This window comes from Streptomyces sp. NPDC058086, assembly GCF_042885015.1.
Taxonomy (GTDB): Bacteria; Actinomycetota; Actinomycetes; order Streptomycetales; family Streptomycetaceae; genus Streptomyces.
The window spans coordinates 103977-125408 of the sequence record NZ_JBHVST010000023.1; the positions used below are offsets into that span (position 1 = coordinate 103977).

The window sequence follows — 21432 nt, forward strand, 5'->3', positions numbered from 1 at the left end:
GGGGTCACGCCGGCCCCGAGCGCGCGTAGCGCCCCGGAGTCACCCCGACCAACTTCTTGAAGTGCCGGTTGAGATGGGACTGGTCGTAGAAGCCGGTCGCCGACGCCACCTCGCCCGGCGGGCGGCCGTCGAGGAGGAGACGGCGGGCCCGGTCGACCCGGCGGGACATCAGGTACTGGTGGGGTGCGATGCCGTAGGCGCCGCTGAACGCCCTTACCAGATGGGCGGGATGGGCGTGCACGAGCCGGGCTGCCTCGTCGAGGCCGATGCCCTGGGTGAGGTGTCCGTCGAGGAGTTCGCGCAGGGTGCGGGCGAGGGTGGGGGAGTTGCGCGGGGCGGCGGCGGGAGTGCCGGGCCGCAGATGCGTGCGCAGCCGCTCGGCGATGAGCGTCAGTCTGCTCTCGGCCTCCAGTTCGTCACCGGGGTGACCGAGCGCGGTGTGCAACTGGCCGACGCGCAGCCGCAGCACGGGGTCACGCAGGTCGGGCCCGTCCACCGCGGACCCGATGAGGTCCTCGCCCAGGTGCGTGCCGTCGAGATAGACGACGCGCTTGCGGAAGCCGTGCGCGGTGACCGGGGAGCCGTTGTGCGGGACGTGCGGCGGCAGCAGGGACACCGTGTCGTGCGGGGTGCCGTGCTCGTGCCGGTCGAGGTCGTACCGTACGGCCCCGTCGTCGACGATGAGCAGCGTCCAGGCCTCGTGCACGTGCATCGGATAGGCGTACTCGGTGAAGTGGGCGTGGAAGACCTCCGTGACACCCGGAACACGCGGGCGCCAGGCGGAGACCTCCGGCTGAGCGGCCATGCAAAGAACGTACAAGACGGCGTCGTACGGCGGTCGGCACTCTCGACGTATGAACAGCGAACCGATCCGCTTCGACACGAAGATCGTCGTCCTGCTGCGGGACGACCTTGAGCCCTGGCAGCGTCTGAACGTCACGTCCTTCCTGGTCAGCGGCCTGGGTACGCAGGTCCCCGAGGTGATCGGGGAGCCGTACGAGGACGCGGACGGGGTGCCGTATCTGCCGATGTTCCGCCAGCCTGTGCTGGTCTTCGAGGGGACGAAGGAGGTCCTTGTGGCGGCACATGGCAGGGCGCTCAGCCGTGCGCTGCCCCGGGCCGTCTTCACGTCGGATCTCTTCGGCACCGGCAACGACCGGGACAACCGGGCGGCGGTGCGGGCTGTCGCCACGGCTGGGCTGGATGTGGTGGGGCTGGCTGTGTACGGGCCTCGGAACGCGGTGGACAAGGTGGTGAAGGGGGCGCGGATGCATCCGTGAGGTCCGGCGACGGCGAGGCCGTGGGCCGTACTCGGTGTGCCGGGACGGTCTTCGCCCCGTACCCGGCGGCGTCAGGCCGCGCTGACCTCGGGCTCGGCGACTGCCGGGCCGGCCTCCACCGCCGGTTCCTCCGTGGGCAGCCGCCGCATCAACAGGCCGTACCCGAGCCCGGCCACCGTGCCCACCAGCGCGCACAGCCCCCACAGCCACTCGGCTCCGAACCGGTCGATGACCACGCCGGACATCAGGGGAGCGATCAGCGCGGCGAGTGACCAGGAGAGGGTGTACATGCCCTGGTAGCGGCCCCGGCCGTGGGTCGGGGAGAGCTGGACGACCAGGCCCGTCTGGGTGGGCGCGTTGACGATCTCGGCCAGGGTCCACACGCACACGGTGAGCGCGAAGACGCCGACCGACCCGGCGAAGGCGGTGAGCCCGAAGCCGTACCCGGCGAGGACCGAGGAGATCACGAGCAGCCGGCGCGGATCCCGGTGCTGGATGAAACGGGTGACCGGGATCTGCAGCGCGACGATGAGGACGCCGTTGACGGCGATCGCCATGCCGTAGTCGGCGGGTGTGAAGCCCGCTTCGCCCATCGCGACGGGGAGTCCCACGGAGCCCTGCTGGAAGACCAGGGCGACGAGGAAGGACAGCCCGACGACGCTCATGAAGCGCCGGTCGCGCAGCACGGTCCCGAGGCCGACGTCGTCCGCGGCCTCCTTGGCCGACTGGGCCGGCCGGGACTCCGGCAGCTTCGCGAAGACGACCAGCGCGCAGACGAGGGTCATGCCGGCCTCGATGAGGAAGCCCGCGAGGTAGCTGAACTCGGCGATGAAACCGGCGGCCATGGAGGAGACCGCGAAGCCGAGGTTGATCGCCCAGTAGTTGAGGGAGAACGCTCGGACGCGGTCCTCGGGCCGCACGATGTCGGCCATCATCGCCTGGACGGCGGGCCGGGAGGCGTTGCTGGCCATCCCGACCAGGAAGGCGACCGCGGCGATGCTCACCGGGTCGTGCATAAAGCCGAGCAGCGCGACGGACGCGGCCGTCGAGGTCTGCGCGACGAGGAGCGTGGGCCGCCGCCCGAGCCGGTCGGTCATCACGCCCGCGCCGAGTGAGGACACGACGCCGCCGAGGCCGTGGAGGGACGCCACCAGACCCGCGTACGAGGCGGAGTAGCCGCGGTCGAGCGTCAGGTACAAAGCCATGAAAGTGGCGACAAAAGCGCCAAGTCGGTTGACCAGGGTGCTGGTCCACAGCCACCAGAACTCGCGGGGGAGCCCCGAGACGGTCTCTCGGGCGGCGCGTCGCATGACGGCGAGTGGCATCGGTCGTCCCCCACGGATGTAAGCGGCTCATGTACTGATGGCAACTTACGAGCAAGGGGTCTGCGGGAGCCACTCAATTAACAGATGCCGTCAACTGTCCGCCTTCCGGGCAGGGGCGCGAGGGGACGAAGGCTTCCATTACGCTCGGACGTATGGCCGACGCACCGTACAAGCTGATCCTCCTCCGCCACGGCGAGAGCGAATGGAACGCGAAGAACCTGTTCACCGGATGGGTGGACGTCAATCTCAACGAGAAGGGCGAGAAGGAGGCAGTCCGCGGCGGTGAGCTGCTGGAGGACGCCGGCCTGCTGCCCGACGTCGTGCACACCTCGCTCCAGAAGCGCGCGATCCGCACCGCCCAGCTCGCGCTGGAGGCCGCCGACCGCCACTGGATCCCCGTCCACCGCTCCTGGCGCCTGAACGAGCGGCACTACGGCGCGCTCCAGGGCAAGGACAAGGCCCAGACCCTCGCCGAGTTCGGCGAGGAGCAGTTCATGCTGTGGCGCCGCTCGTACGACACCCCGCCGCCGCCCCTCGCCGACGACAGCGAGTTCTCGCAGGCGAACGACCCGCGCTACGCGTCGATCCCGCCGGAGCTGCGCCCCCGCACGGAGTGCCTGAAGGACGTCGTCCTCCGCATGCTGCCGTACTGGTACGACGGCATCGTCCCCGACCTCCTCGCCGGCCGCACGGTCCTGGTCGCCGCCCACGGCAACTCGCTGCGCGCTCTCGTCAAGCACCTCGACGGCATCTCCGACGCCGACATCGCGGGCCTGAACATCCCGACCGGCATCCCGCTCGCCTACGAGCTCGACGCCGACTTCAAGCCGCTCAACCCTGGCGGCACGTACCTCGACCCGGAGGCGGCCGCGGCCGCGATCGAGGCGGTCAAGAACCAGGGCAAGAAGAAGTAACTCCGACTGATCAAGCCCCCTACCTGCGGGTTCTCCGCTGGTAGGGGGCTTTTCGGTGGCCTTGGGCCGTCTCTGAGCCGTCTGCTGCTTGACCGGGCCGTCAGGGCTTGAGGAATTCCGGCTCTGGCTGTGCCCTCACCTCTGCCTGTGCTCCCACATCGCGGAGAGCCGCGACCGCCGCCTCTGCGTCCTCCTGAAGCACGCCGTCGAGAATCGTTGCGGGAACCTGCGCTGCCAGAACCTTGCTGCGCCAGAGGCTCAGTCCCGTCAGTCGACGTACGACTTGGGCGACGTCCAGCACACGGGTGCCAGGGTCGGTGAGCAGCACGTCATGAGGCACGTCGTCGCACACCAATAAGAAGTACTCCGTCATTGCTCTCCCCGTCTCTCTCTGGCCCGGAGAGTACGAGCCCTCAGCCGCCATGTCGCCTCAATTGGACCCCTCGAAGACAGTGGCCACAGCCTTGCGAGTGCGCTCCTGGCTGGACGGCATGAGGTGCGCGTACACGCGGAGCGTCAAACCAGGGTCGGAGTGGCCGAGGTACTCGGCGAGGGCCTTGATGTTCTCCCCGGCGTCCAGGAGCACCGAGGCGTAGAAGTGGCGGAGCGCATGCATGCCGTTCTCGCGGGACTCGGCGTACGGCTGTCCTCGCTCGGGGTGCGGGATCACCCCGGTACCGGCGAGCGCCCGCTTCCACACCTCCTCGTTGAGGGAGGTACGCCAGACGTGGCCCCCGCGCGGTCCGGTGAAGATCAGCCGCTTGGTCACCGGTGGCCCGTCCGCGACCTTCCACGGCAACGTGATCTCGACCGGTGGGAACTCCTTCATGTGGGCGCGGAGGGCGTCAGCGACTGGACCAGGAAGCGGCACATCCCAGAGCTTGCCGCCCTTGGGCGGGGCGAACACCGCCTTGCTCCGGCTCAGCTTGAGCTGCTGGACCACGTGGAGCGTGTCCGGCTCGAAGTCGATCGCGTCGACGGCCACGCCGAGAATCTCGCCCTGTCGGAGCCCGCAGCCGGCGCCCAGGTCGGTCATCGCTTGGAAGAAGCGTCCAGGCATGGCCGCGCGAACAGCGAAGACCCGTTCCGGCGTCCACGGGATCACGCGCTTCGTGTCGACGGTCGGCGGCCGGACCGAGCGAGCCGCACACGGGTTGCGGGGGAGATGCCCGTCATCCACGGCCGCGCTCAGGGCGGCGCGCACATTGGAGTAGATCGTCCGGGCGTACGAGCCCCGGATGCCGTTCTCCTGAAGCTGCCGCACCCAGTCCCGGATGTGGGCAGGCTGGAAGGACCCGAGCGGGCGCGAACCCAGGTACGGGAAGGCGTGCAGTCGAAGCTGCGACTCCATCGAGGCCTGAGTGTTCGGGTCAGCCCCTTGGGTCGCAACCCAGCTTTCGGCGTACTGAAGGAAGGTGATCCGGGCCGCGCGAGGGTCGATGTATTGTCCGCGCGCCATGTCCGCCTCGATGTGGGCGAGCCACTGATCAGCGAGCCGCTTCTGTCGGTCGGGGAAGCTCTTGGACTTCTCCGTACCGTCCGGGCCCACGTACAGAGCTCGGTAGCGGAGCCCGGAGCCGTAACGGTCGCTCTTGACTTTGCGGACCTTGCCGTCCGGGCCAGTCTCAGCCCTGTACCAGCGATCTTGGATGTGTCCGGCCATCAGGCAGCAGCCCCTTCCATCAGGGACTCGACCCAGGCCCGGACGTCGTCGGGGTCGTAGCGCAGGTGCCGGCCGACCCGGAAGCCGCGGGGACCGGTGCGCTTGCGGCGCCATTGGTAGACCGTCTCGATCGGCACGCCCGGGAGTACGGCGACGTCCGAAGGAGTCAGGTACCGCGCGGGCAGGGTGCGCGGTGTATCGGCGACCTGCGCCACGGCGAGGCGGCGCTCAGCCACGGGTGGGTTCTCCTTCTGTTCCAGGGGCGGGTTCGAGGGATGCGGCAAGCCAGGCTTCGGCGGAGGAGAGGCCAGTTCCAGAGAAGGCCCAGTGCGAGAGGACGAGGGTCGCCGTGTCGGTCTCGCCCCCGGTGGCTGCTGTGGCTTGGGCGCGGCGCCATTCGGCGCGGGCGGTGCGGAGTGCGCCGAGGGTGGTGGAGTAGCGGCGGGATTTGGTGGAGAAGTGGCCGCGGAAGCCGAGCATGTGGGCCCAGGCGCGGAGTCGGAGGTCTTCCAGGTTCTTGCGGGCGCCGAGGGTCCAGGCGGTGCGGATCAGTCGGCGGGCGTGGTCGGTGATGTCGAGTTGGGCGAGTTCGGCGAGGAACTTGAGGGGGGCGGTCGAGAGCTCCCGTGGCGGTCTCGGTGCCTTTGGTGGCGTACTTGGCGATGTATGAGGCAACGGCCCGTTCGGTGAGTTCTTGGTCGGCGTCGAAGTCGGCGGATCGGATGGTGCGGACGTCGAGTTGGCGGCCGAAGGTGAAGGTGTGGGCGCGTCCGTCGATGACTGGGCCGTCCACGCGGACGTGGGCAGCGGCGGCGCTGATGGCGTCGGTGAGCTGCTCGGCGGTGGCCCAGGCCGGGGGCGGGGTGTCGCCGCCCTCGGGGCCGTCGATGCGGATGACGGCGTGGAAGTGGACGGCGCCGCGCTTCTGGTATTCGGCGACTTTGGCGAAGGACACGCGGGCGTGCTTGAGGAACGCGCGCTGTGAGAGTCCGGCCCGCTTGGCGACCTCCCGGCGGAGGTAGGTGGAGAAGCGGCGCCAGAGCGGACCGGCGTGGGCGTTCCAGAGGACGGCCGCGTCGTAGTCGTAGGTGTCCGGGTTGAGCGGGGTGCCGAGCTCGGCGTCCTCCTGGCCGTGGAGGACGCCGCAGCGGCAGCGGCGGACTGAACCGGCCGATCCGGAAGGGCGGTTGTGGACGGGACCGAAGCTGGGTGCGGTGAAGGTGGCGAAGACGCGGGGGTGTGCGGCGACGCGTTGCGGGACGCCCTTGCCGCCGCGCAGGCCGGAGGTGATCAGGTGGAAGGTGTCGCGGCGGTAGACCTCGGCGCAGGCCGGGCAGCGGGTCGTGCGGCGGTTGTTGCAGCGGACCAGGAGGTGACCGGCCGGGAGGCTGGCGGAGTCGAGGCGGTGGAGGACGTGGCCGATCTCGCCGGTGCGGGTGTTGACGTCGTATTCGGTGCGGTGGCCGTCGAGGCGGATCGGGTGGGTGCAGCCGCCGAGTCCGGAGAGCTGGCGGAGGATACCGGGCAGGGTGCCGTGCTGGGCGAGCTTGGCGAGTTCGGGCAGTGGGGGCGGGGTGGGGCGGGTGAAGATGGCGTTCTCCTTCTGGCTGGCTTGCTGCGCTGGTCAGGAGGGATGAGCCCCGGGGCGGTGGATGCTTGGCCGTGTCGAACCGCCCCGGGGCATCAGGCGCCGTTCAGCGCCGGTGGTGGTCGCGGAGCATCGAGCGCAGGACCACGGCGGCGATGGCGACGGAAATGGCCGTGACGGCGACGGCATCCGGACCCGCCGCAGCACGTCGAAGCCGACGAGCCGCAGCTCGACCACACCGGGCTTGACGGTCGTGACGTACACGGCGTGAACGCCCCAGGCATGCCGCAGCCGTTCGGCCGAGGCGGCGACGTCGGCGGGTTCCTGCCCGGGGGCGAGCCGCAGACGAAGCCGTAACCCGGTCGAAGTGGGCCGGATGATTCCCCGCCGGGGCGGTACGGGGCGTATCTCCCGTCGGGTGGTGGCCTTGACCGCCAGGACCCGCAGCCGGGAGGGAGCCACGGTCAGGCCGCAGGCTTCCATGACGGAGCTGTAGGAGCTGAGCAGCCGGGCCGTGGATATCGGCAGGCCGACCGTGGACCAGTAGACGCCGGGGTGCTTGGCCCGGGTGTAGGCAGCCCCGCCGCCGAGCGCTGCGAGGGGACCGTGCTTTAACGGGCAGGTCCACAGACTGCCCGACTCGCCGGAAGCTTAAGGGGCCATGATCACTCGCCCCATGGCAGCTCCCGCCCAAAGTCTCGGAGCCAACCTCTCGCCGTCGTCCGCCTCCGGCCGGTGGAGGCGAAGGGCGGAGGACGATTGGGGGAGGAGTGAAGGGGTGCGGTACAGCAGAGAAGTACAGCAACCGTGGCGACCGCAGGTGGCCAAGCTCGACCGCTAGCACCCTCGCGACCAGGCCGGATGACCTCAGCAACCTTCCCGAGGAGGAACGTGTACTCGACCAGTGAGAGTTACTACGACGGCAAGGGCCACACGAGGAGGCCCGGAGAGAATTTTGACGATTATGCCGGTTTTAGCAGGAAGCCTGGCGAATCCTTTACAGACAGCAAGGGTTTCAGTAGGAGGCCGGGCGAATCCTTCTATGACGGCAAGGGTTTCAGCAGGAGGCCCGGCGAATCCTTCTACGATGGCAAGGGGTACTCCAGGCGCCCATAGCTTCGTGGTTGTGCTGCCGTGCTGTCCTCGGTTCGGACTCCTAATGCGGTGGCTACCGCCAGTGCTGTACAGCAGCGAGGTACAGCAACCCCAGCAACCGAGCATGACGGTCCGTGACGTTCCCCGGCCCCTTGGGAGCCAGAATGACCGTCGCTGAGCGTTCCCTTTAGAGCTACGGATCAGAAGGTCGTGCCCTCGGTCTCAGCGTGGGCCGAGGGCATCGCCAACTTGGCAGCGAAGTCGGGCCAGCAGCCCACCGGCGACGGCGAAGCGTGATCAGCTTGAGGCGTGGAGTCCATCATCGCCAGCGCCATAGCCGTTCTTGGAACCCTGCTTGGGTCGGGGATCACTCTGGCGTTTCAACAGCGCACCACCGACAGGAGCCATCAGTTCACCCGCCGCGAGAAGCTTCGGCAGGAGCGACTCGATGCCTACTCCGCCTACGCCGGCGCGTTGGTCAACTATCGCCGCTGTCTGGTCCATCTGTGGTTCTGTGAGCATGAGCAGCCGCCACCGGAGGACCCCGACGCGGTGCGTATCCGCGCCTACGACTTGCGCTCCAGCGCCCAGGAGGCCCTATTCCGGGTCCAGATGCTGACGGATGACGGGAGGCTGAGTCGGACCGCGGAAGACGTGCTGGCGAACATCACGGAGCTACCCAAGGCGGACGCCAGGGCCGAGCTGGACGAGCTGAGAGCACGGACCCGTGACGACATCAGCCGACTCGTCGTCTCAGCGAAGCAGCACCTCTGAGGTACTTGCACAGGTCCCTGGGCTGATTCCAAACGCCGACCGGACCGCACCACAACCGCACCAGATCGAGCGGGGAACAGCGGGGAACCACGGAGAAGGGGTCAGCACCCATCGAGGCCCCGAACAAACCGTTCGTCCAGGTCAGCGCCGAAACCGGCCGCAAAAGCTCGCAGCTTCCCAAGCTCAGGGCTTCAGTCGGATGCCCGGTACGGCCGTCGCTCCTCACCGTTCAAAGCGTTGCTGATCTCCCGGAGACGCCTCTCCGGGAAAGCAAAGGCGTTGCAGGGGTTTCGGTAGGAGTGCCCGCCGTCGTTGATCCAGACGCCGTCTGCCAACCGCCAGTGGGCAGGCTCCCATTGGCCCTGGTTCTCCAGGAGCATCCCCGCTACTTCGGTGGGCTCTTCGATCAAGGTGAGAGCGGCAAGCGCGGCAGTGAGGGGAACCGCCGCGTCGTCGGGGAGCAACGCATCGCCAAGTGTCGGAAAGAGCAGCAGGAGGCGAGCATCGGTATCACCAACGCCCTCTTGTGCCGGCTGTCGAGCAGCGGACAGCAGTTCCGGCCAGGCCGTGCCGGGCCCCATGAAATGGCCGTCGTCCACTGCGAGGGTTTCCGCTGCGGGCCAAGCCGGTTGACGTATCAGGTAGTCCACCCCTCGGTCTCCGTCGAGGTTGCGGTAGACGACGTAGATGGTGTGGCCGGAGCGCAGGGGCACGCTGAACACTGGCCACTGGCGGTCGGCGGAGAGCGCGCGGTACAGATCCATGGCCGCATCCCAGTCGGCACCGAACGCGGCTCGTTGCGCGTCCTCACCGCGCAAACAGCTACCGAGGTGCACCGGCCAGAACAAGGGCTCGTCCAGATAGGTGCTCCCCTCGACCAAAGGGCCGCCTTCGTATCCCGGGATCTGCAGCACCCGAGGATCATGGCACGAGACGCGCGGACACTCCTGCCTCTGCGTCTTCACCAGAGCCGCACCACAACCGCACCAGAACGAGCGGGGAACAGCGGGGAACCACGGTGAAAGCAACCTGGCCCGACGAGGCTGCATCACAGCCGTTCGCCCAGATCAGTCCCCAATCCGGCCCCGAATGCTCGCAGCTTCCCAAGCTGAGGGCTCAGGCGCCGTCGGCGCAGGCCGGCCGTCGTGGCTGGCTGTCGTTGGCTGAGGTTCAGACGGGGCCATTGAAGGTGCCAGCCGTCAACCGAGCGCGCAGAAGCTGGGCCGTCTCTGGGCCGTGCGAGGTCGCTCGACAGTGGCCAAGGACGACCAACGACGACCACCAGGCGCACGGGCCCACCGCTCCCGACCAGCGAAAACCCAGGTCCTGGCGGGTCCTCAGGCCTGGTGACCGCATGCAGAAGGGGCCCCGTCGTGGTGACGGGGCCCCTCTGGGTGGGGCTACGTGATCAGCCGCACTGGCACGGGTTGCCCGACTGGCAGCCGCAGCCGCAGCCGGAGCCGCAGCCGCAGGCGCCGAACAGCGGGAGGCTTTTGATGTCGGCGGGCTGGTCGGTGTCGCGGTCCAGGGTCGGGTCGGGCGTGGCGGGAGAATCGGCCATGGTGTCCTCCTCAATGAGGCCTCAATGAGGCATCGAGGCCGGGGGCCTACGCCTATACGCCTATACGCCTAGGCGAGGCACGGGTGCCTACCCCCATTGCATGCCCGCTCCACTGGGCGCATCAACGGCGCACTGAGGCTCGCCCGCGCCCCCGGAGTGAGACGGAAGCCCCCTACTCCCGGACCTCAGACGCCTTCCGCCCCCGTGACCGGCTGAATGTCGGGCTGGAGCTCGTCCGCGTGCTCACCCGTCACCAGGTACACCACACGCTTGGCCACCGACACGGCGTGGTCGGCGAAGCGCTCGTAGTAACGGCCCAGCAGGGTGACGTCGACGGCGGTCTCGATGCCGTGCTTCCAGCGGTCGTCCAGCAGGTGCTGGAAGAGCGTGCGGTGCAGCAGATCCATCTCGTCGTCGTCCTGCTCCAGCTGGAGCGCCAGGTCGACGTCCTTCGTGATGATCACCTCGGCCGCCTTCGCCATCAGGCGCTGCGCGAGCTGGCCCATCTCCAGGATCGTGGCGTGCAGGTCGTGCGGGATCGCCCGCTCGGGGAAGCGCAGCCGGGCCAGCTTCGCCACATGCTGGGCCAGGTCGCCGGAGCGCTCCAGGTCGGCGGACATGCGGAGCGAGGTGACGACGATACGCAGGTCCGTCGCCACCGGCTGCTGGCGGGCCAGCAGGGCTATCGCGCGGGCTTCGAGCTCGTGCTGGAGATCGTCGACCTTCTGGTCGGCCGCGATCACGCTCTCGGCCAGCTTCAGATCGGCGTCGAGGATGGCCGTGGTGGCGCGCCCGATCGCCGACCCGACGAGCCGGGCCATCTCGACCAGGCCGTCGCCGATCGAGTCAAGTTCCTCGTGGTACGCGTCACGCATCTGCTTCGTCCCTCTCTTACGTCACCTTGGGGCCCGGGGGCCGGGCTGCCCGCCGGACGGACCGCCGGACGGGCCCCGTGAACCCCACGCTCCCACGTTCCGGCCCGTACGCGTCCGTTTCAGTCACCCCAAATGAACCATCCCTGGCTCCTGGGTGAACTCTGGGCGACGAGTGTTCGAGGTCGCACTCCGATGGCTGTGGCCTGGCGTGACGACATGCCTAACCTGGGGGCATGGACGTGAACGCGGCGGTCGCCGCAGCGGCAGCGATCGCCGGAGTGCTCACCGGTGTCATCGCCATGCTGGCGTTCCGCTGGAGCGAGCGCGACCAGAAACGCCCCACCCGCACATCTCTGCACACGGACCCGGTGCTTCCGCCGGGCGTCGACACGGTGCTCTCCGTGCTCCGGTCCTCGGCCGTCGTCCTCGACGAGGCCGACGCCGTCGTCAAGGCCAGCTCCGCCGCGTATGCCCTCGGGCTGGTGCGCGGCGGCAAGCTCGCCGTCGATCCGATGATGCAGATGGCCCGCGACACCCGTCGCGACGGGGAAATACGCCAGGTCGAGCTGGATCTGCCGAGGCGGGGAACCGGACGGGGGGAGGCCCTGGCCGTCTCCGCGCGGGTCGCCCCGCTGGGCTCCAGGCTCGTGCTGCTCCTCGTCGAGGACCTCACCGAGGCCCGGCGGATCGAAGCGGTACGGCGCGACTTCGTCGCGAACGTCAGCCACGAGCTCAAGACGCCCGTCGGCGCGCTCTCCCTCCTCTCCGAGGCCGTCATGGACGCCTCGGACGATCCGGAGGCCGTCGAGCGCTTCGCCGGACGTATGCAGATAGAGGCCACCCGGCTCACCAACCTCGTCCAGGAGCTCATCGACCTGTCGAGGGTGCAGAACGACGATCCCCTCGAGGACGCCGAGCCGGTCCGCGTGGACGAGCTGGTCGCCGAGGCCATCGACCGGTGCCGCCACCAGGCCGGCACCAAGCAGATCACCATGGCCGCCGGCGGCACCGCCGACCTGAGCATCTGGGGGAACCGGGGCCAGCTGGCCGCAGCCCTCGGCAACCTCGTCGAGAACGCCGTCAACTACTCGCCCGCCCGCACCCGGGTGGGCATAGCCGCGCGCCGGGTGACCGCGCCCGGCGGAGACCTCATCGAGATCGCCGTGACCGACCAGGGCATCGGCATCTCGGAGAAGGACCGGGAGCGCGTCTTCGAGCGCTTCTACCGCGTCGACCCGGCCCGTTCCCGCCAGACCGGCGGTACGGGTCTCGGTCTCGCGATCGTCAAACACGTGGCCGCCTCGCACGGCGGGGAGGTCACGGTGTGGAGCTCCGAGGGTCAGGGCTCCACGTTCACCCTGCGGCTGCCGGAGGCGGCCGCCGCCCGCGACCGCGGGATCGACCACGACATGCCCGGACTCGACGATGAGGACGAGAACGGGCAGCCCGACGGGACGACCACCGTCACATCCCCGTATGAACCGCTTCCCGCTCCGGAGGTCCTTCCGTGACCCGTGTGCTCGTCGTCGAGGACGAGGAGTCCTTCTCCGACGCCCTGTCGTACATGCTCCGCAAGGAGGGCTTCGAGGTCGCCATCGCGACCACCGGGCCCGACGGACTCGACGAGTTCGAGCGCAACGGCGCCGACCTCGTCCTCCTCGACCTGATGCTGCCGGGGCTGCCCGGTACGGAGGTCTGCCGCCAGCTGCGCGGCCGCTCCAACGTCCCGGTGATCATGGTCACCGCCAAGGACAGCGAGATCGACAAGGTCGTCGGGCTGGAAATAGGAGCCGACGACTACGTCACCAAGCCCTTCTCCTCCCGCGAACTGGTCGCCCGCATCCGGGCCGTCCTGCGCCGCCGCGGGGAGCCGGAGGAGGTCACCCCGGCCGCTCTCGAGGCGGGTCCCGTCCGGATGGACGTCGACCGCCACGTGGTGACCGTCTCCGGCTCCAAGGTCGACCTCCCCCTGAAGGAGTTCGACCTCCTGGAGATGCTGCTCAGGAACGCGGGCCGCGTGCTGACCCGTATGCAGCTCATCGACCGGGTGTGGGGCGCCGACTACGTGGGCGACACCAAGACGCTGGACGTCCACGTGAAGCGTCTGCGCGCCAAGATCGAGCCGGACCCGGGCGCGCCGCGGTACCTGGTCACGGTGCGTGGCCTCGGCTACAAGTTCGAGCCGTAAACCGGCTCCGTCAGACGGCGGCACGTACGACGCGACCACACGTACGGCAAAGGGCGGCACCCTTCGGGGTACCGCCCTTCGTGCGTGCTCGATCAGTGGCCGGCCGACGTCGAGGCCGTCGCGGTGGCGGTGCCCGTGGCCGTCGCGCTCGCCGAGGCCGCGTCGGTGGGCGTGCCCGAGACGGAGTCGGACGGCGAGGTCGAGGCCTTCGGCGACTTCGAGGTCTTCGAGGTCTTCGAGGTCTTCGGCGACTTCGAGGAGGTCGCGGAGCCGGTGGCCGTCGCGCCGGGCGCCGCGGGGATGTTGGTCGGGCCCCACTTGGTGAAGTAGCTCTCGGCCGGGACGACGAACGCGCGCAGCTTCACATCACCGGTCTTGCTGAAGGTGAAGGTGATCGGCTGGGCGTTGCCGTCCTTGACGGCCGCACCGGGGTTGCTCAGGGCCGCGGAGGCGTTGCCCTCGCCGCCCAGGATGACGTGGCCGCCGGCGGGGATGGTCAGCTTGCCGCCGCCCTTGGCGGGCGTGATCTGGGCGACGCCGTCGCCGCCGATCTTGACCGAGTCGAGGGTCTGCGGGGTGCGGCCGTTGTTGAAGACGGTCGCGGAGACCACCGCCGGGCCCGTGGACGTCGCGTCGGGCTGGGTGATGACGAGGGCGTTCTGGATCTTGATGTCGCCGACGCTGGTCGCCGCGTTGTCCGGCTTGACCTCCAGCGTCTGTGCGTTGTTGCCGGCGCCGCACGCGGCGAGCGAGGCGAGCGAGAACGCGATGGCGGCGGCGGCGAGGGCGCCGCGTCGAAGGCTGCTGCTCACGGCGGCGGCAACTCCTTGAACGTGGGCGAAACAGAGCGGCTCCGGTGTAAAGCCGCCCTAAGGGTCTGTCAGCGGCCTTAGGTTACCGAGCCGTCCCCACGCCGCCGCACCCGACCCGCCTCTTGGCCCTCGCGAGCCCCGTTGCGCCGCTCGTGCGCCCCGGTCCTCGAGTGGTTCCGGTCCGCCTCATCAGCTACTTTGAGCTTCTGTTCGTCCGCCATTCACATAAGCGGCTGTACGAGTTGCCGCGAGAGTAGCGACGAGATCCGCTTGGGGTTTTCCGGTAAGGAATCCGCGGCGGTCCGGAAAATTGATCATCGGTAGATCGACGCGGCCCGTGATCAATTCCGGATTCGTCTCGTACCCGACTCCGCTCACCGAACGGAGTAGCGGAAGTCGAGCTCCTGGAGCGGGACAAACCGGGATGTTCAGACCCTGGTCAGGAACGTCCGGTGTGTGTAACGTACGCGTTTCTCTTGCCCTGAACAGCCGCTCCCACCTGCGAATACCCTCTTCCGCTCCCCCTTCGCAGCACGTTCCTGTCGCGGTTGTCAAGCCCCGAGATATGCCCTGACCTGCGAAAACGCCATTCAGAAGACGCCGTTTCCGTGTTACCCTGGATAGCCACGGAAGGGGTACCTGTCACATGACGTTCAAGGTTGGCGACACCGTGGTCTATCCCCATCACGGGGCCGCGCTGATCGAGGCCATCGAAACTCGCCAGATCAAAGGCGTGGACAAGACCTACTTGGTGCTGAAGGTCGCCCAGGGCGACCTGACGGTGCGTGTGCCAGCGGACAATGCGGAGTTCGTCGGCGTGCGTGATGTGGTCGGTCAGGATGGGCTGGACCGGGTCTTCGAGGTGCTGCGCGCGCCGTACGCCGAGGAGCCCACGAACTGGTCTCGTCGTTACAAGGCAAATCTGGAGAAGCTCGCCTCCGGCGACGTCATCAAGGTCGCGGAAGTCGTGCGTGACCTGTGGCGTCGTGAGCGCGAGCGTGGACTCTCGGCCGGAGAGAAGCGCATGCTCGCCAAGGCCCGGCAGATCCTGGTGAGCGAGCTCGCCCTCGCGGAGAACACGAACGAGGACAAGGCCGAGGCTCTGCTCGACGAGGTTCTCGCGTCCTGACTCAGGCAGTCGTCGAGACGGTGGCCGCTCATCCGGCGGTCGTCCCGACGTCCACACAAGGCCGCACAGCTGCGCAATGAAATGCCGCGGTGCCCGATGACGTAATTACCGTCGCTCCACGCGATGGCTGTCGCCGGGCGCTGCGGCATGTTCGTACCCGGGTATGTTCTTACCCGCGCAATTTCGGAAACGTGCGGCCTCGAATACGCCTGCGTCCCATGTGACGCCTGCGTCCCCGATACCCGCGTCGATACCCGCGTCCCCGATACTTGGCGTGCCGGGCCCGGACAGCTTGCTCGACCGGATGTCACGGAAGGGTCCGGTCAGGGCTCGCGCCCGGCACTGCCCCGAGCTCTCGGCTTCGCTCGAGCAAGGGGCACGCCCAGGCCATACCCAAGCACGCCGAGTACACAAACCTGACAGGAACCGATGTCTGACGATTCGCGCTCCTCGCTGTCCGGAGGCCGCACGGCGGCCGTGATTCCGGCCGCCGGACGGGGCGTGCGCCTCGGTCCGGGCGCCCCCAAGGCACTTCGCGCGCTGAACGGCACCCCCATGCTCATCCACGCGGTGCGCGCCATGGCCGCCTCCCGCGCGGTGTCGCTGGTCGTCGTCGTGGCCCCGCCCGACGGTGCCGCCGAGGTGAAGGCGCTGCTCGACACGCACGCGCTGCCCGAGCGAACCGACTTCCTCGTCGTCCCCGGCGGGGACAGCCGTCAGGAGTCCGTGAAGTACGGGCTCGACGCGCTGCCCCCCGGCATCGACATCGTCCTCGTGCACGACGCGGCCCGCCCGCTCGTGCCGGTCGACACGGTCGATGCCGTCATCGAGGCCGTACGGGACGGCGCGCCCGCCGTCGTACCCGCGCTGCCGGTCGCGGACACCGTCAAGCAGGTCGAGCCGGCGAGCGAGCCGGGGATGCCGGAGCCCGTCGTCGCCACGCCCGAGCGGGCGCGGCTGCGGGCCGTGCAGACGCCGCAGGGGTTCGACCGCGCCACTCTCGTCCGTGCCCACGAGACCGTCACCGACAACGTGACCGACGACGCGAGCATGGTCGAGCAGCTCGGGGAGCGGGTGGTGGTCGTGCCGGGGCACGAGGAGGCGTTCAAGGTGACGCGTCCTTTGGACCTCGTCCTCGCGGAGGCGGTCCTCGCGCGCAGGAGGGCCAACGATGGCTTCTGAGCCACCCGCACCGCTCCCCGTGGTGCTGCCGCAGGTCGGCATCGGTACCGACATCCACGCCTTCGAAGAGGGGCGGGAGCTGTGGTGCGCCGGGCTGCTGTGGGAGGGCGAGGGGCCGGGGCTCGCCGGGCACTCCGACGCGGACGTCGTCGCGCACGCCGCCTGCAACGCGCTGTTCTCGGCGGCGGGGCTCGGTGACCTCGGCGCCCACTTCGGGACCGGGCGGCCCGAGTGGTCCGGCGCGTCCGGGGTCACGCTGCTGACGGAGGCCGCGCGGATCGTCCGCGCGGCGGGCTTCACCATCGGCAACGTCGCCGTCCAGGTCGTCGGGCCCCGCCCGAAGATCGGGAAGCGACGGGACGAGGCGCAGAAGATCCTCTCCGAGGCGGCCGGGGCACCGGTGTCGGTCTCCGGGGCCACGACGGACGGCCTCGGCTTCCCGGGCCGCAACGAGGGACTGATGGCGATCGCCACGGCCCTGGTGGCCCGCACGCCCTGATGCGCGTCGGCCCCAGCGACGGGGCCGGGGTGCCGGTGCCGGTGGTGTCAGAGGGCGGTGGCCGCCCACAGATGTCACGAATACGTCCCCCTTGCGAGGGAAGGTCGCGGGGCACTCCCCGGTGCCCACTACCCTGGAGTGGTGACCATTCGTCTGTACGACACCAGCGCCCGGCAGATCCGTGACTTCTCCCCGCTCAAGCCGGGTTGTGTCTCGATCTACCTGTGTGGCGCCACCGTGCAGGCCGCACCGCACATCGGGCACATCCGCTCGGGCCTCAACTTCGACATCATGCGCCGCTGGTTCGACTACCGCGGGTACGAGGTCACGTTCATCCGCAACGTGACCGACATCGACGACAAGATCATCACCAAGTCGGCGGACCAAGGCCGCCCTTGGTGGTCGATCGGGTACGAGAACGAGCGCGCGTTCAACGACGGGTACGCCGTGCTCGGCTGCCTGCCGCCCACCTACGAGCCGCGGGCCACCGGGCACATCACCGAGATGGTGGAGATGATGCGCGGGCTCATCGAGCGCGGGCACGCGTACGAGGCGGACGGGAACGTCTACTTCGACGTGCGGTCCTTCCCCGGGTACCTCCAGCTGTCCAACCAGGAGCTGGACAACCTCCAGCAGCCGTCCGGGGTCGGTGAGACCGGCAAGCGGGACCCGCGCGACTTCGCCATGTGGAAGGCCGCGAAGCCGGGCGAGCCGAGCTGGGAGACACCGTGGGGACGGGGCCGGCCCGGCTGGCACCTGGAGTGCTCCGCCATGGCCCACAAGTACCTGGGCCCCGCGTTCGACATCCACGGCGGCGGGATCGACCTGATCTTCCCGCACCACGAGAACGAGATCGCGCAGGCCAAGGCCTTCGGCGACGAGTTCGCCACGTACTGGGTGCACAACGCCTGGGTCACCATGAGCGGCGAGAAGATGTCCAAGTCCCTGGGCAATTCCGTACTCGTCTCCGAGATGGTCAAGCAGTGGCGTCCGATCGTGCTGCGCTACTACCTCGGCACCCCGCACTACCGCTCGATGATCGAGTACAGCGAAGAGGCCCTGCGCGAGGCCGAATCGGCGTTCGCGCGCATCGAGGGCTTCGTGCAGCGGGTCGTCGAGAAGGCGGGAGGCGTCGTCGAGCCCGCCGCCGAGGTGCCGCCCGCCTTCGCCGAGGCCATGGACGACGACCTGGGCGTCCCGCAGGCGCTCGCCATCGTGCACACGACCGTGCGACAGGGGAACTCCGCCCTGGCCGCCGACGACAAGGAAGCCGCCGTCGCCCGCCTCGCCGAGGTACGGGCCATGCTCGGCGTCCTCGGGCTGGACCCGCTCGACGAGCAGTGGGCCGGCGAGGGTGACCGCGGCGAGGATCTGCACGGCGTCGTCGACACCCTGGTCCGGATGGTCCTCGACCAGCGGGAGGCCGCCCGCACCCGCAAGGACTGGGCCACCGCGGACGCCATCCGCGACCAGCTCAACCAGTCCGGCCTGGTCATCGAGGACGGCCCGCAGGGGCCGCGCTGGACGCTCGGCCCTCGCTGAGCGGCCCCCTCGGGGCTTTCTCGGGGCCTCCTCGGTGCCCCCGGCCTTGATCGATTGTGCCGCCCGGGCCTCCGGGCGGCACACTGCATATACGACACTTCACGTGCGTACGCACGCTCGCCTCACACAGACAGGTAGGTCATGGCCGCTAACAACCGCCGCATGTCCGGCAAGAAGGGCGCGCAGGTCGGCAGTGGCGGCCAGCGACGCCGGGGCCTGGAAGGCAAGGGCCCCACCCCGCCCGCCGAGATGCGCAAGGGGCACAAGAAGAACCGCATCGCGGGCGCCAAGGCGAAGCAGATCGCACGCCGTCCCGCCCCGCGCGGGCGCGGCGGCAAGGGCACGGCCGAGATGGTCGTCGGACGCAACTCGGTCGTGGAGGCGCTGCGCGAGGGCGTGCCCGCGTCGATGCTGTACGTGCAGCAGTTCATCGACAACGACGAGCGGGTGCGCGAGGCGCTCCAGCTCGCCGGTGAGCGCGGCGGCATCCACCTCATGGAGGCCCCGCGCCCCGAGCTCGACCGCATGACCAACGGGCTCAACCACCAGGGTCTCGTCCTCCAGGTCCCGCCGTACGAGTACGCGCACCCCGAGGACCTCGCGGCCGCCGCCTACGACGAGGGTCAGGACCCGCTGATCGTCGCCCTCGACGGTGTGACCGACCCCCGGAACCTGGGCGCCGTCGTCCGTTCCGTCTCGGCCTTCGGCGGCCACGGCGTCGTCGTGCCCGAGCGGCGCGCGGCCGGCATGACCGCCGGCGCCTGGAAGACGTCGGCCGGTGCCGCGGCTCGTACGCCCGTCGCCCGCGCCGCCAACCTGACGCGGGCCCTTGAGTCGTACAAGAAGGCCGGCCTCGTCGTGGTCGGACTCGCCGCGGACGGCGAGGTCGAGGTCGGTGATCTGGAGGCCCTCGGCGGTCCCGTCGTCATCGTCGTCGGCAGCGAGGGCAAGGGCCTGTCCCGACTGGTCGGCGAGACCTGCGACTTCCGGGTACGGATTCCGATGCCGGGCGGCACCGAGTCGCTGAACGCCGGTGTCGCGGCGGGAGTTGTGCTGTACGAGGCCTCGCGCCGACGCGTCTGAGCGGACGTCCGAACGGATATCTGAACAGACGTCTGAACAGATGTCTGAGTGGACGTCTGAGTGAGTCACCCCCGTGGGGCCGTCGGAATGTTCGGGATGACCTTGACGCGGTCCGGACAGATCGGCGCAGTCAAAGCAGTGTCCTAAACACACATCACTCGGTTAGATGAGTGTGGACACCAGAACACCCCGCACACCCACGGGGGACCGCTCGTCGGGATTCGACGACGCTCCCGCGCTGAGCATGGTGAAGGTGCCGAGCGATCCGGCGCAGGTCATCGTCAATCATGCGAGCTTCCGCGTCCAGCTAGGCGGCGCGACGCGGAGCCCATCCTGGCGCGTCGCACGGCACTTGAGCGGCACCGACGACACCGCGCGGATCCCCGCCGTCGGTACGGCGGGCAGAGCGGGCGGCCCGGCCACCGGGGCCCGCCGCCGCGCGCCCGTCGTCTGGAGCGGGCGGTCCGACCCCGACGACACCGGCGCCCACCGCCTTCTGCAGGCCGTGCGCAGCACCAGCGTGCGCCACGGCGCCGCGGACCCGACGGGCGACTCCGGCGGCGCCACCCAGGTCATCCCCCGCCTCGACGAACACCGGGGCTACGCGGGCGACTTGACCGTCGACACGGTCGAGACCCCCCTCGTCGGCAGCCAGCGCGGCCACGACCACGACTCCGCGGGGACCCGGCTGCTGCCGAACATGCGCAGCGTGGACAGCGCCTACGACGAACCGCGCTACACGGGCGGGCAGTTCGCGGCGGAGGCCCCCGACGGCGGCGGTGGCGGCACACCGACCAGGCGGCACGGCTCGGACCCCGTCCGGCACGCCTACTACCCCGGGCGCCGGATGAACCTCGGCGTGGTGCTGCTCCCGCTCCGCGTCTTCCTCGGCTTCATCTCCACCTACGCCGGCATGGGCAAGCTCTGCGACCCCGTCTACTTCGACGGCGGCAAGCGCGGCTCCATGGTCAAGTGGCTGAACACGCTGCACCCTTGGGACGTCGCCGAGCCGCTGCGGCAGTTCGCGCTCCAGCATCCCGTCGGTGCCGGCCTCGTCATCGCTTTCCTCCAGGTCATCGTGGGCGTCCTCACGGTGCTCGGACTGTGGCAGCGGGTCGCCGCCGTGGTCGGCGCGATGCTGTCGGCCGCGCTCATCGTCACCGTCAGCTGGAAGACGGTCCCCGCGTACGACGCGCCGGACATCATCTACCTCGCCGCCTGGTCCCCGCTGATCATCGCGGGCGCCCCCGTCTACTCCGTCGACGGACGCCTCGCGAGCGAGGCCTGGCGCACGCTCGGGCCCCGCGCCGACATCTGGGACCTGCGGCACCGGGTGCTGCGCCGCGGCGCGCTCGTCTCGGCCGTCGTCGTCGGCCTCACGCTCCTCATCGGCTCGCTCCTCGGCGGCGCCGTCCGTGACGCCGACCGCGTGGTCGTGCCGGGACCGGGCGAGGCCCCGCGCAACGAGCTGCCCGGTTCCCCGCTTCCCGAGGAGCCCGGCACGCCCCAGCGGAAGGCCACCACTCCGTCCGCCTCGGCCAAGGCGCCCACCCACGGCAGCTCCTCCTCGCCGTCGGGTGCGGCCACCACGCCGGGTGCCGCGGTCCGCGAGACGGGCGGCACGGTCACCAGCGGCCCCAGCCAGACCCAGGGCACCGGACAGGCCCCGCCCCAGCAGTCCTCGCCGGTCCACCAGGCCCCGAGCACCAGCGCGGGCCCGACGTCCAGCGGCGGCAGCTCCAGCACCGGCGGCACCGGCTCGGGCGGCGCGACCTCCTCCGGCGGTTCGAGCGGTGGCGGTGGCACCTCCGGCGGCTCGGACAAGCTGGTCGGCGGTCTGCTCGGGTAACGCGTATCGCCCCCTGGCAGTACGAGGACGGGCCCCGCACATCAAATGTGCGGGGCCCGTCCTCGTACTGCCG

Annotated in this window: 20 protein-coding genes and 3 pseudogenes; 11 read left to right on the plus strand and 12 right to left on the minus strand. The window is 69.7% G+C overall.

Features of this window, described 5'->3' with window-relative positions; genetic code table 11:
- Positions 1-4: 4 nt before the first annotated feature.
- Positions 5-805 carry an AraC family transcriptional regulator gene (locus tag ACFVWD_RS20280; protein ID WP_389597748.1) on the minus strand — a complete coding sequence of 267 codons (801 nt, stop codon included), beginning with the start codon at positions 803-805 and terminating at the stop codon, positions 5-7.
- On the opposite strand from ACFVWD_RS20280, the gene ACFVWD_RS20285 reads away from it, so the two are divergent.
- Positions 804-1280, plus strand: coding sequence for a DUF2000 family protein (locus ACFVWD_RS20285; protein WP_389597750.1), 477 nt, complete (start codon positions 804-806; stop codon positions 1278-1280). The genes ACFVWD_RS20280 and ACFVWD_RS20285 overlap by 2 nt on opposite strands.
- Before the next feature lie 71 nt (positions 1281-1351).
- Here ACFVWD_RS20285 and ACFVWD_RS20290 read toward each other — a convergent pair whose 3' ends face one another.
- Complete coding sequence (locus tag ACFVWD_RS20290) at positions 1352-2605, minus strand: MDR family MFS transporter (protein WP_389597752.1); 1254 nt, start codon at positions 2603-2605, stop codon at positions 1352-1354.
- A 152-nt stretch (positions 2606-2757) separates the two neighbouring features.
- Between ACFVWD_RS20290 and ACFVWD_RS20295 the strand changes: the two genes are divergently transcribed.
- On the plus strand, positions 2758-3519 hold the full coding sequence (locus tag ACFVWD_RS20295) for a phosphoglyceromutase (protein WP_389597754.1): 762 nt from the start codon (positions 2758-2760) through the stop codon (positions 3517-3519).
- A 100-nt stretch (positions 3520-3619) separates the two neighbouring features.
- Here the strand turns inward: ACFVWD_RS20295 and ACFVWD_RS20300 are convergent, their stop codons facing one another.
- The 6 genes and pseudogenes from ACFVWD_RS20300 to ACFVWD_RS20325 all read right to left on the minus strand — a co-directional run.
- Positions 3620-3892: a ribosomal protein L7/L12 gene (locus tag ACFVWD_RS20300; protein ID WP_389597756.1), complete on the minus strand. Its 273-nt coding sequence runs from the start codon at positions 3890-3892 to the stop codon at positions 3620-3622.
- A gap of 57 nt (positions 3893-3949) precedes the next feature.
- A complete protein-coding gene (locus ACFVWD_RS20305) occupies positions 3950-5182 on the minus strand; it encodes a tyrosine-type recombinase/integrase (RefSeq protein WP_389597758.1) in 1233 nt (410 codons plus the stop codon).
- Positions 5182-5418, minus strand: coding sequence for a helix-turn-helix domain-containing protein (locus ACFVWD_RS20310; protein WP_389597759.1), 237 nt, complete (start codon positions 5416-5418; stop codon positions 5182-5184). Before ACFVWD_RS20310 ends, ACFVWD_RS20305 begins: the two co-directional genes overlap by 1 nt.
- Positions 5411-6710: pseudogene (locus ACFVWD_RS20315) on the minus strand (replication initiator). Before ACFVWD_RS20315 ends, ACFVWD_RS20310 begins: the two are co-directional and overlap by 8 nt.
- Positions 6711-6876: 166 nt before the next feature.
- Positions 6877-6957 (minus strand): annotated as a pseudogene (locus tag ACFVWD_RS20320) (SpdD protein); the annotation flags it as partial.
- A pseudogene (locus ACFVWD_RS20325) lies at positions 6954-7400 on the minus strand (conjugal transfer protein TraS); the annotation flags it as partial. The pseudogenes ACFVWD_RS20325 and ACFVWD_RS20320, both read right to left, overlap by 4 nt.
- 774 nt (positions 7401-8174) lie before the next feature.
- Here ACFVWD_RS20325 and ACFVWD_RS20330 point away from each other — a divergent pair.
- Complete coding sequence (locus tag ACFVWD_RS20330; protein WP_389597761.1) at positions 8175-8639, plus strand: hypothetical protein; 465 nt, start codon at positions 8175-8177, stop codon at positions 8637-8639.
- A 191-nt stretch (positions 8640-8830) separates the two neighbouring features.
- Here ACFVWD_RS20330 and ACFVWD_RS20335 read toward each other — a convergent pair whose 3' ends face one another.
- From ACFVWD_RS20335 to phoU, 3 genes are all read right to left on the minus strand, one after another.
- Complete coding sequence (locus tag ACFVWD_RS20335; RefSeq protein WP_389597762.1) at positions 8831-9553, minus strand: hypothetical protein; 723 nt, start codon at positions 9551-9553, stop codon at positions 8831-8833.
- 494 nt (positions 9554-10047) lie between these two features.
- Positions 10048-10200: a hypothetical protein gene (locus ACFVWD_RS20340; protein ID WP_167552125.1), complete on the minus strand. Its 153-nt coding sequence runs from the start codon at positions 10198-10200 to the stop codon at positions 10048-10050.
- A gap of 185 nt (positions 10201-10385) precedes the next feature.
- The gene (gene phoU, locus ACFVWD_RS20345; protein WP_067371613.1) at positions 10386-11075 is read right to left on the minus strand and encodes a phosphate signaling complex protein PhoU; all 690 of its coding nucleotides are present in this window, start codon (positions 11073-11075) and stop codon (positions 10386-10388) included.
- A gap of 233 nt (positions 11076-11308) precedes the next feature.
- Between phoU and ACFVWD_RS20350 the strand changes: the two genes are divergently transcribed.
- Together ACFVWD_RS20350 and ACFVWD_RS20355 are read left to right on the plus strand one after the other, a co-directional pair.
- Positions 11309-12586 carry a sensor histidine kinase gene (locus ACFVWD_RS20350; RefSeq protein WP_389597764.1) on the plus strand — a complete coding sequence of 426 codons (1278 nt, stop codon included), beginning with the start codon at positions 11309-11311 and terminating at the stop codon, positions 12584-12586.
- Positions 12583-13263: a response regulator transcription factor gene (locus ACFVWD_RS20355; protein ID WP_009340348.1), complete on the plus strand. Its 681-nt coding sequence runs from the start codon at positions 12583-12585 to the stop codon at positions 13261-13263. The genes ACFVWD_RS20350 and ACFVWD_RS20355 overlap by 4 nt, the downstream gene beginning before the upstream one ends.
- 92 nt (positions 13264-13355) lie before the next feature.
- On the opposite strand, the gene ACFVWD_RS20360 is transcribed toward ACFVWD_RS20355, so the two are convergent.
- Positions 13356-14075 (minus strand): DUF461 domain-containing protein, encoded by a 720-nt coding sequence (locus tag ACFVWD_RS20360; RefSeq protein ID WP_389597766.1) that lies wholly within the window; start codon positions 14073-14075, stop codon positions 13356-13358.
- Between the two features lie 646 nt (positions 14076-14721).
- On the opposite strand from ACFVWD_RS20360, the gene ACFVWD_RS20365 reads away from it, so the two are divergent.
- From ACFVWD_RS20365 to ACFVWD_RS20390, 6 genes are all read left to right on the plus strand, one after another.
- Positions 14722-15204: a CarD family transcriptional regulator gene (locus tag ACFVWD_RS20365; RefSeq protein WP_003953493.1), complete on the plus strand. Its 483-nt coding sequence runs from the start codon at positions 14722-14724 to the stop codon at positions 15202-15204.
- Between the two features lie 429 nt (positions 15205-15633).
- The gene (gene ispD, locus ACFVWD_RS20370) at positions 15634-16386 is read left to right on the plus strand and encodes a 2-C-methyl-D-erythritol 4-phosphate cytidylyltransferase (protein WP_389597768.1); all 753 of its coding nucleotides are present in this window, start codon (positions 15634-15636) and stop codon (positions 16384-16386) included.
- Complete coding sequence (gene ispF / locus ACFVWD_RS20375; RefSeq protein ID WP_389597770.1) at positions 16376-16885, plus strand: 2-C-methyl-D-erythritol 2,4-cyclodiphosphate synthase; 510 nt, start codon at positions 16376-16378, stop codon at positions 16883-16885. The genes ispD and ispF overlap by 11 nt, the downstream gene beginning before the upstream one ends.
- Positions 16886-17026: 141 nt before the next feature.
- Positions 17027-18427, plus strand: coding sequence for a cysteine--tRNA ligase (gene cysS / locus ACFVWD_RS20380; RefSeq protein WP_389597772.1), 1401 nt, complete (start codon positions 17027-17029; stop codon positions 18425-18427).
- A 141-nt stretch (positions 18428-18568) separates the two neighbouring features.
- The gene (gene rlmB / locus ACFVWD_RS20385) at positions 18569-19510 is read left to right on the plus strand and encodes a 23S rRNA (guanosine(2251)-2'-O)-methyltransferase RlmB (protein ID WP_389597774.1); all 942 of its coding nucleotides are present in this window, start codon (positions 18569-18571) and stop codon (positions 19508-19510) included.
- A gap of 172 nt (positions 19511-19682) precedes the next feature.
- The gene (locus ACFVWD_RS20390; protein ID WP_389597783.1) at positions 19683-21359 is read left to right on the plus strand and encodes a DoxX family protein; all 1677 of its coding nucleotides are present in this window, start codon (positions 19683-19685) and stop codon (positions 21357-21359) included.
- The last annotated feature ends 73 nt before the right edge of the window (positions 21360-21432 follow it).

What these genes read in the sequence shown, in the direction of transcription:
- ACFVWD_RS20285 (WP_389597750.1), top strand. Translation starts at nt 804, where the DNA reads ATGCAAAGAACGTACAAGACGGCGTCGTACGGCGGTCGGCACTCTCGA.
- ACFVWD_RS20280 (WP_389597748.1), bottom strand. Translation starts at nt 805, where the DNA reads ATGGCCGCTCAGCCGGAGGTCTCCGCCTGGCGCCCGCGTGTTCCGGGT.
- ACFVWD_RS20290 (WP_389597752.1), bottom strand. Translation starts at nt 2,605, where the DNA reads ATGCCACTCGCCGTCATGCGACGCGCCGCCCGAGAGACCGTCTCGGGG.
- ACFVWD_RS20295 (WP_389597754.1), top strand. Translation starts at nt 2,758, where the DNA reads ATGGCCGACGCACCGTACAAGCTGATCCTCCTCCGCCACGGCGAGAGC.
- ACFVWD_RS20300 (WP_389597756.1), bottom strand. Translation starts at nt 3,892, where the DNA reads ATGACGGAGTACTTCTTATTGGTGTGCGACGACGTGCCTCATGACGTG.
- ACFVWD_RS20305 (WP_389597758.1), bottom strand. Translation starts at nt 5,182, where the DNA reads ATGGCCGGACACATCCAAGATCGCTGGTACAGGGCTGAGACTGGCCCG.
- ACFVWD_RS20340 (WP_167552125.1), bottom strand. Translation starts at nt 10,200, where the DNA reads ATGGCCGATTCTCCCGCCACGCCCGACCCGACCCTGGACCGCGACACC.
- phoU (WP_067371613.1), bottom strand. Translation starts at nt 11,075, where the DNA reads ATGCGTGACGCGTACCACGAGGAACTTGACTCGATCGGCGACGGCCTG.
- ACFVWD_RS20350 (WP_389597764.1), top strand. Translation starts at nt 11,309, where the DNA reads ATGGACGTGAACGCGGCGGTCGCCGCAGCGGCAGCGATCGCCGGAGTG.
- ACFVWD_RS20365 (WP_003953493.1), top strand. Translation starts at nt 14,722, where the DNA reads ATGACGTTCAAGGTTGGCGACACCGTGGTCTATCCCCATCACGGGGCC.
- ispD (WP_389597768.1), top strand. Translation starts at nt 15,634, where the DNA reads ATGTCTGACGATTCGCGCTCCTCGCTGTCCGGAGGCCGCACGGCGGCC.
- ispF (WP_389597770.1), top strand. Translation starts at nt 16,376, where the DNA reads ATGGCTTCTGAGCCACCCGCACCGCTCCCCGTGGTGCTGCCGCAGGTC.
- rlmB (WP_389597774.1), top strand. Translation starts at nt 18,569, where the DNA reads ATGGCCGCTAACAACCGCCGCATGTCCGGCAAGAAGGGCGCGCAGGTC.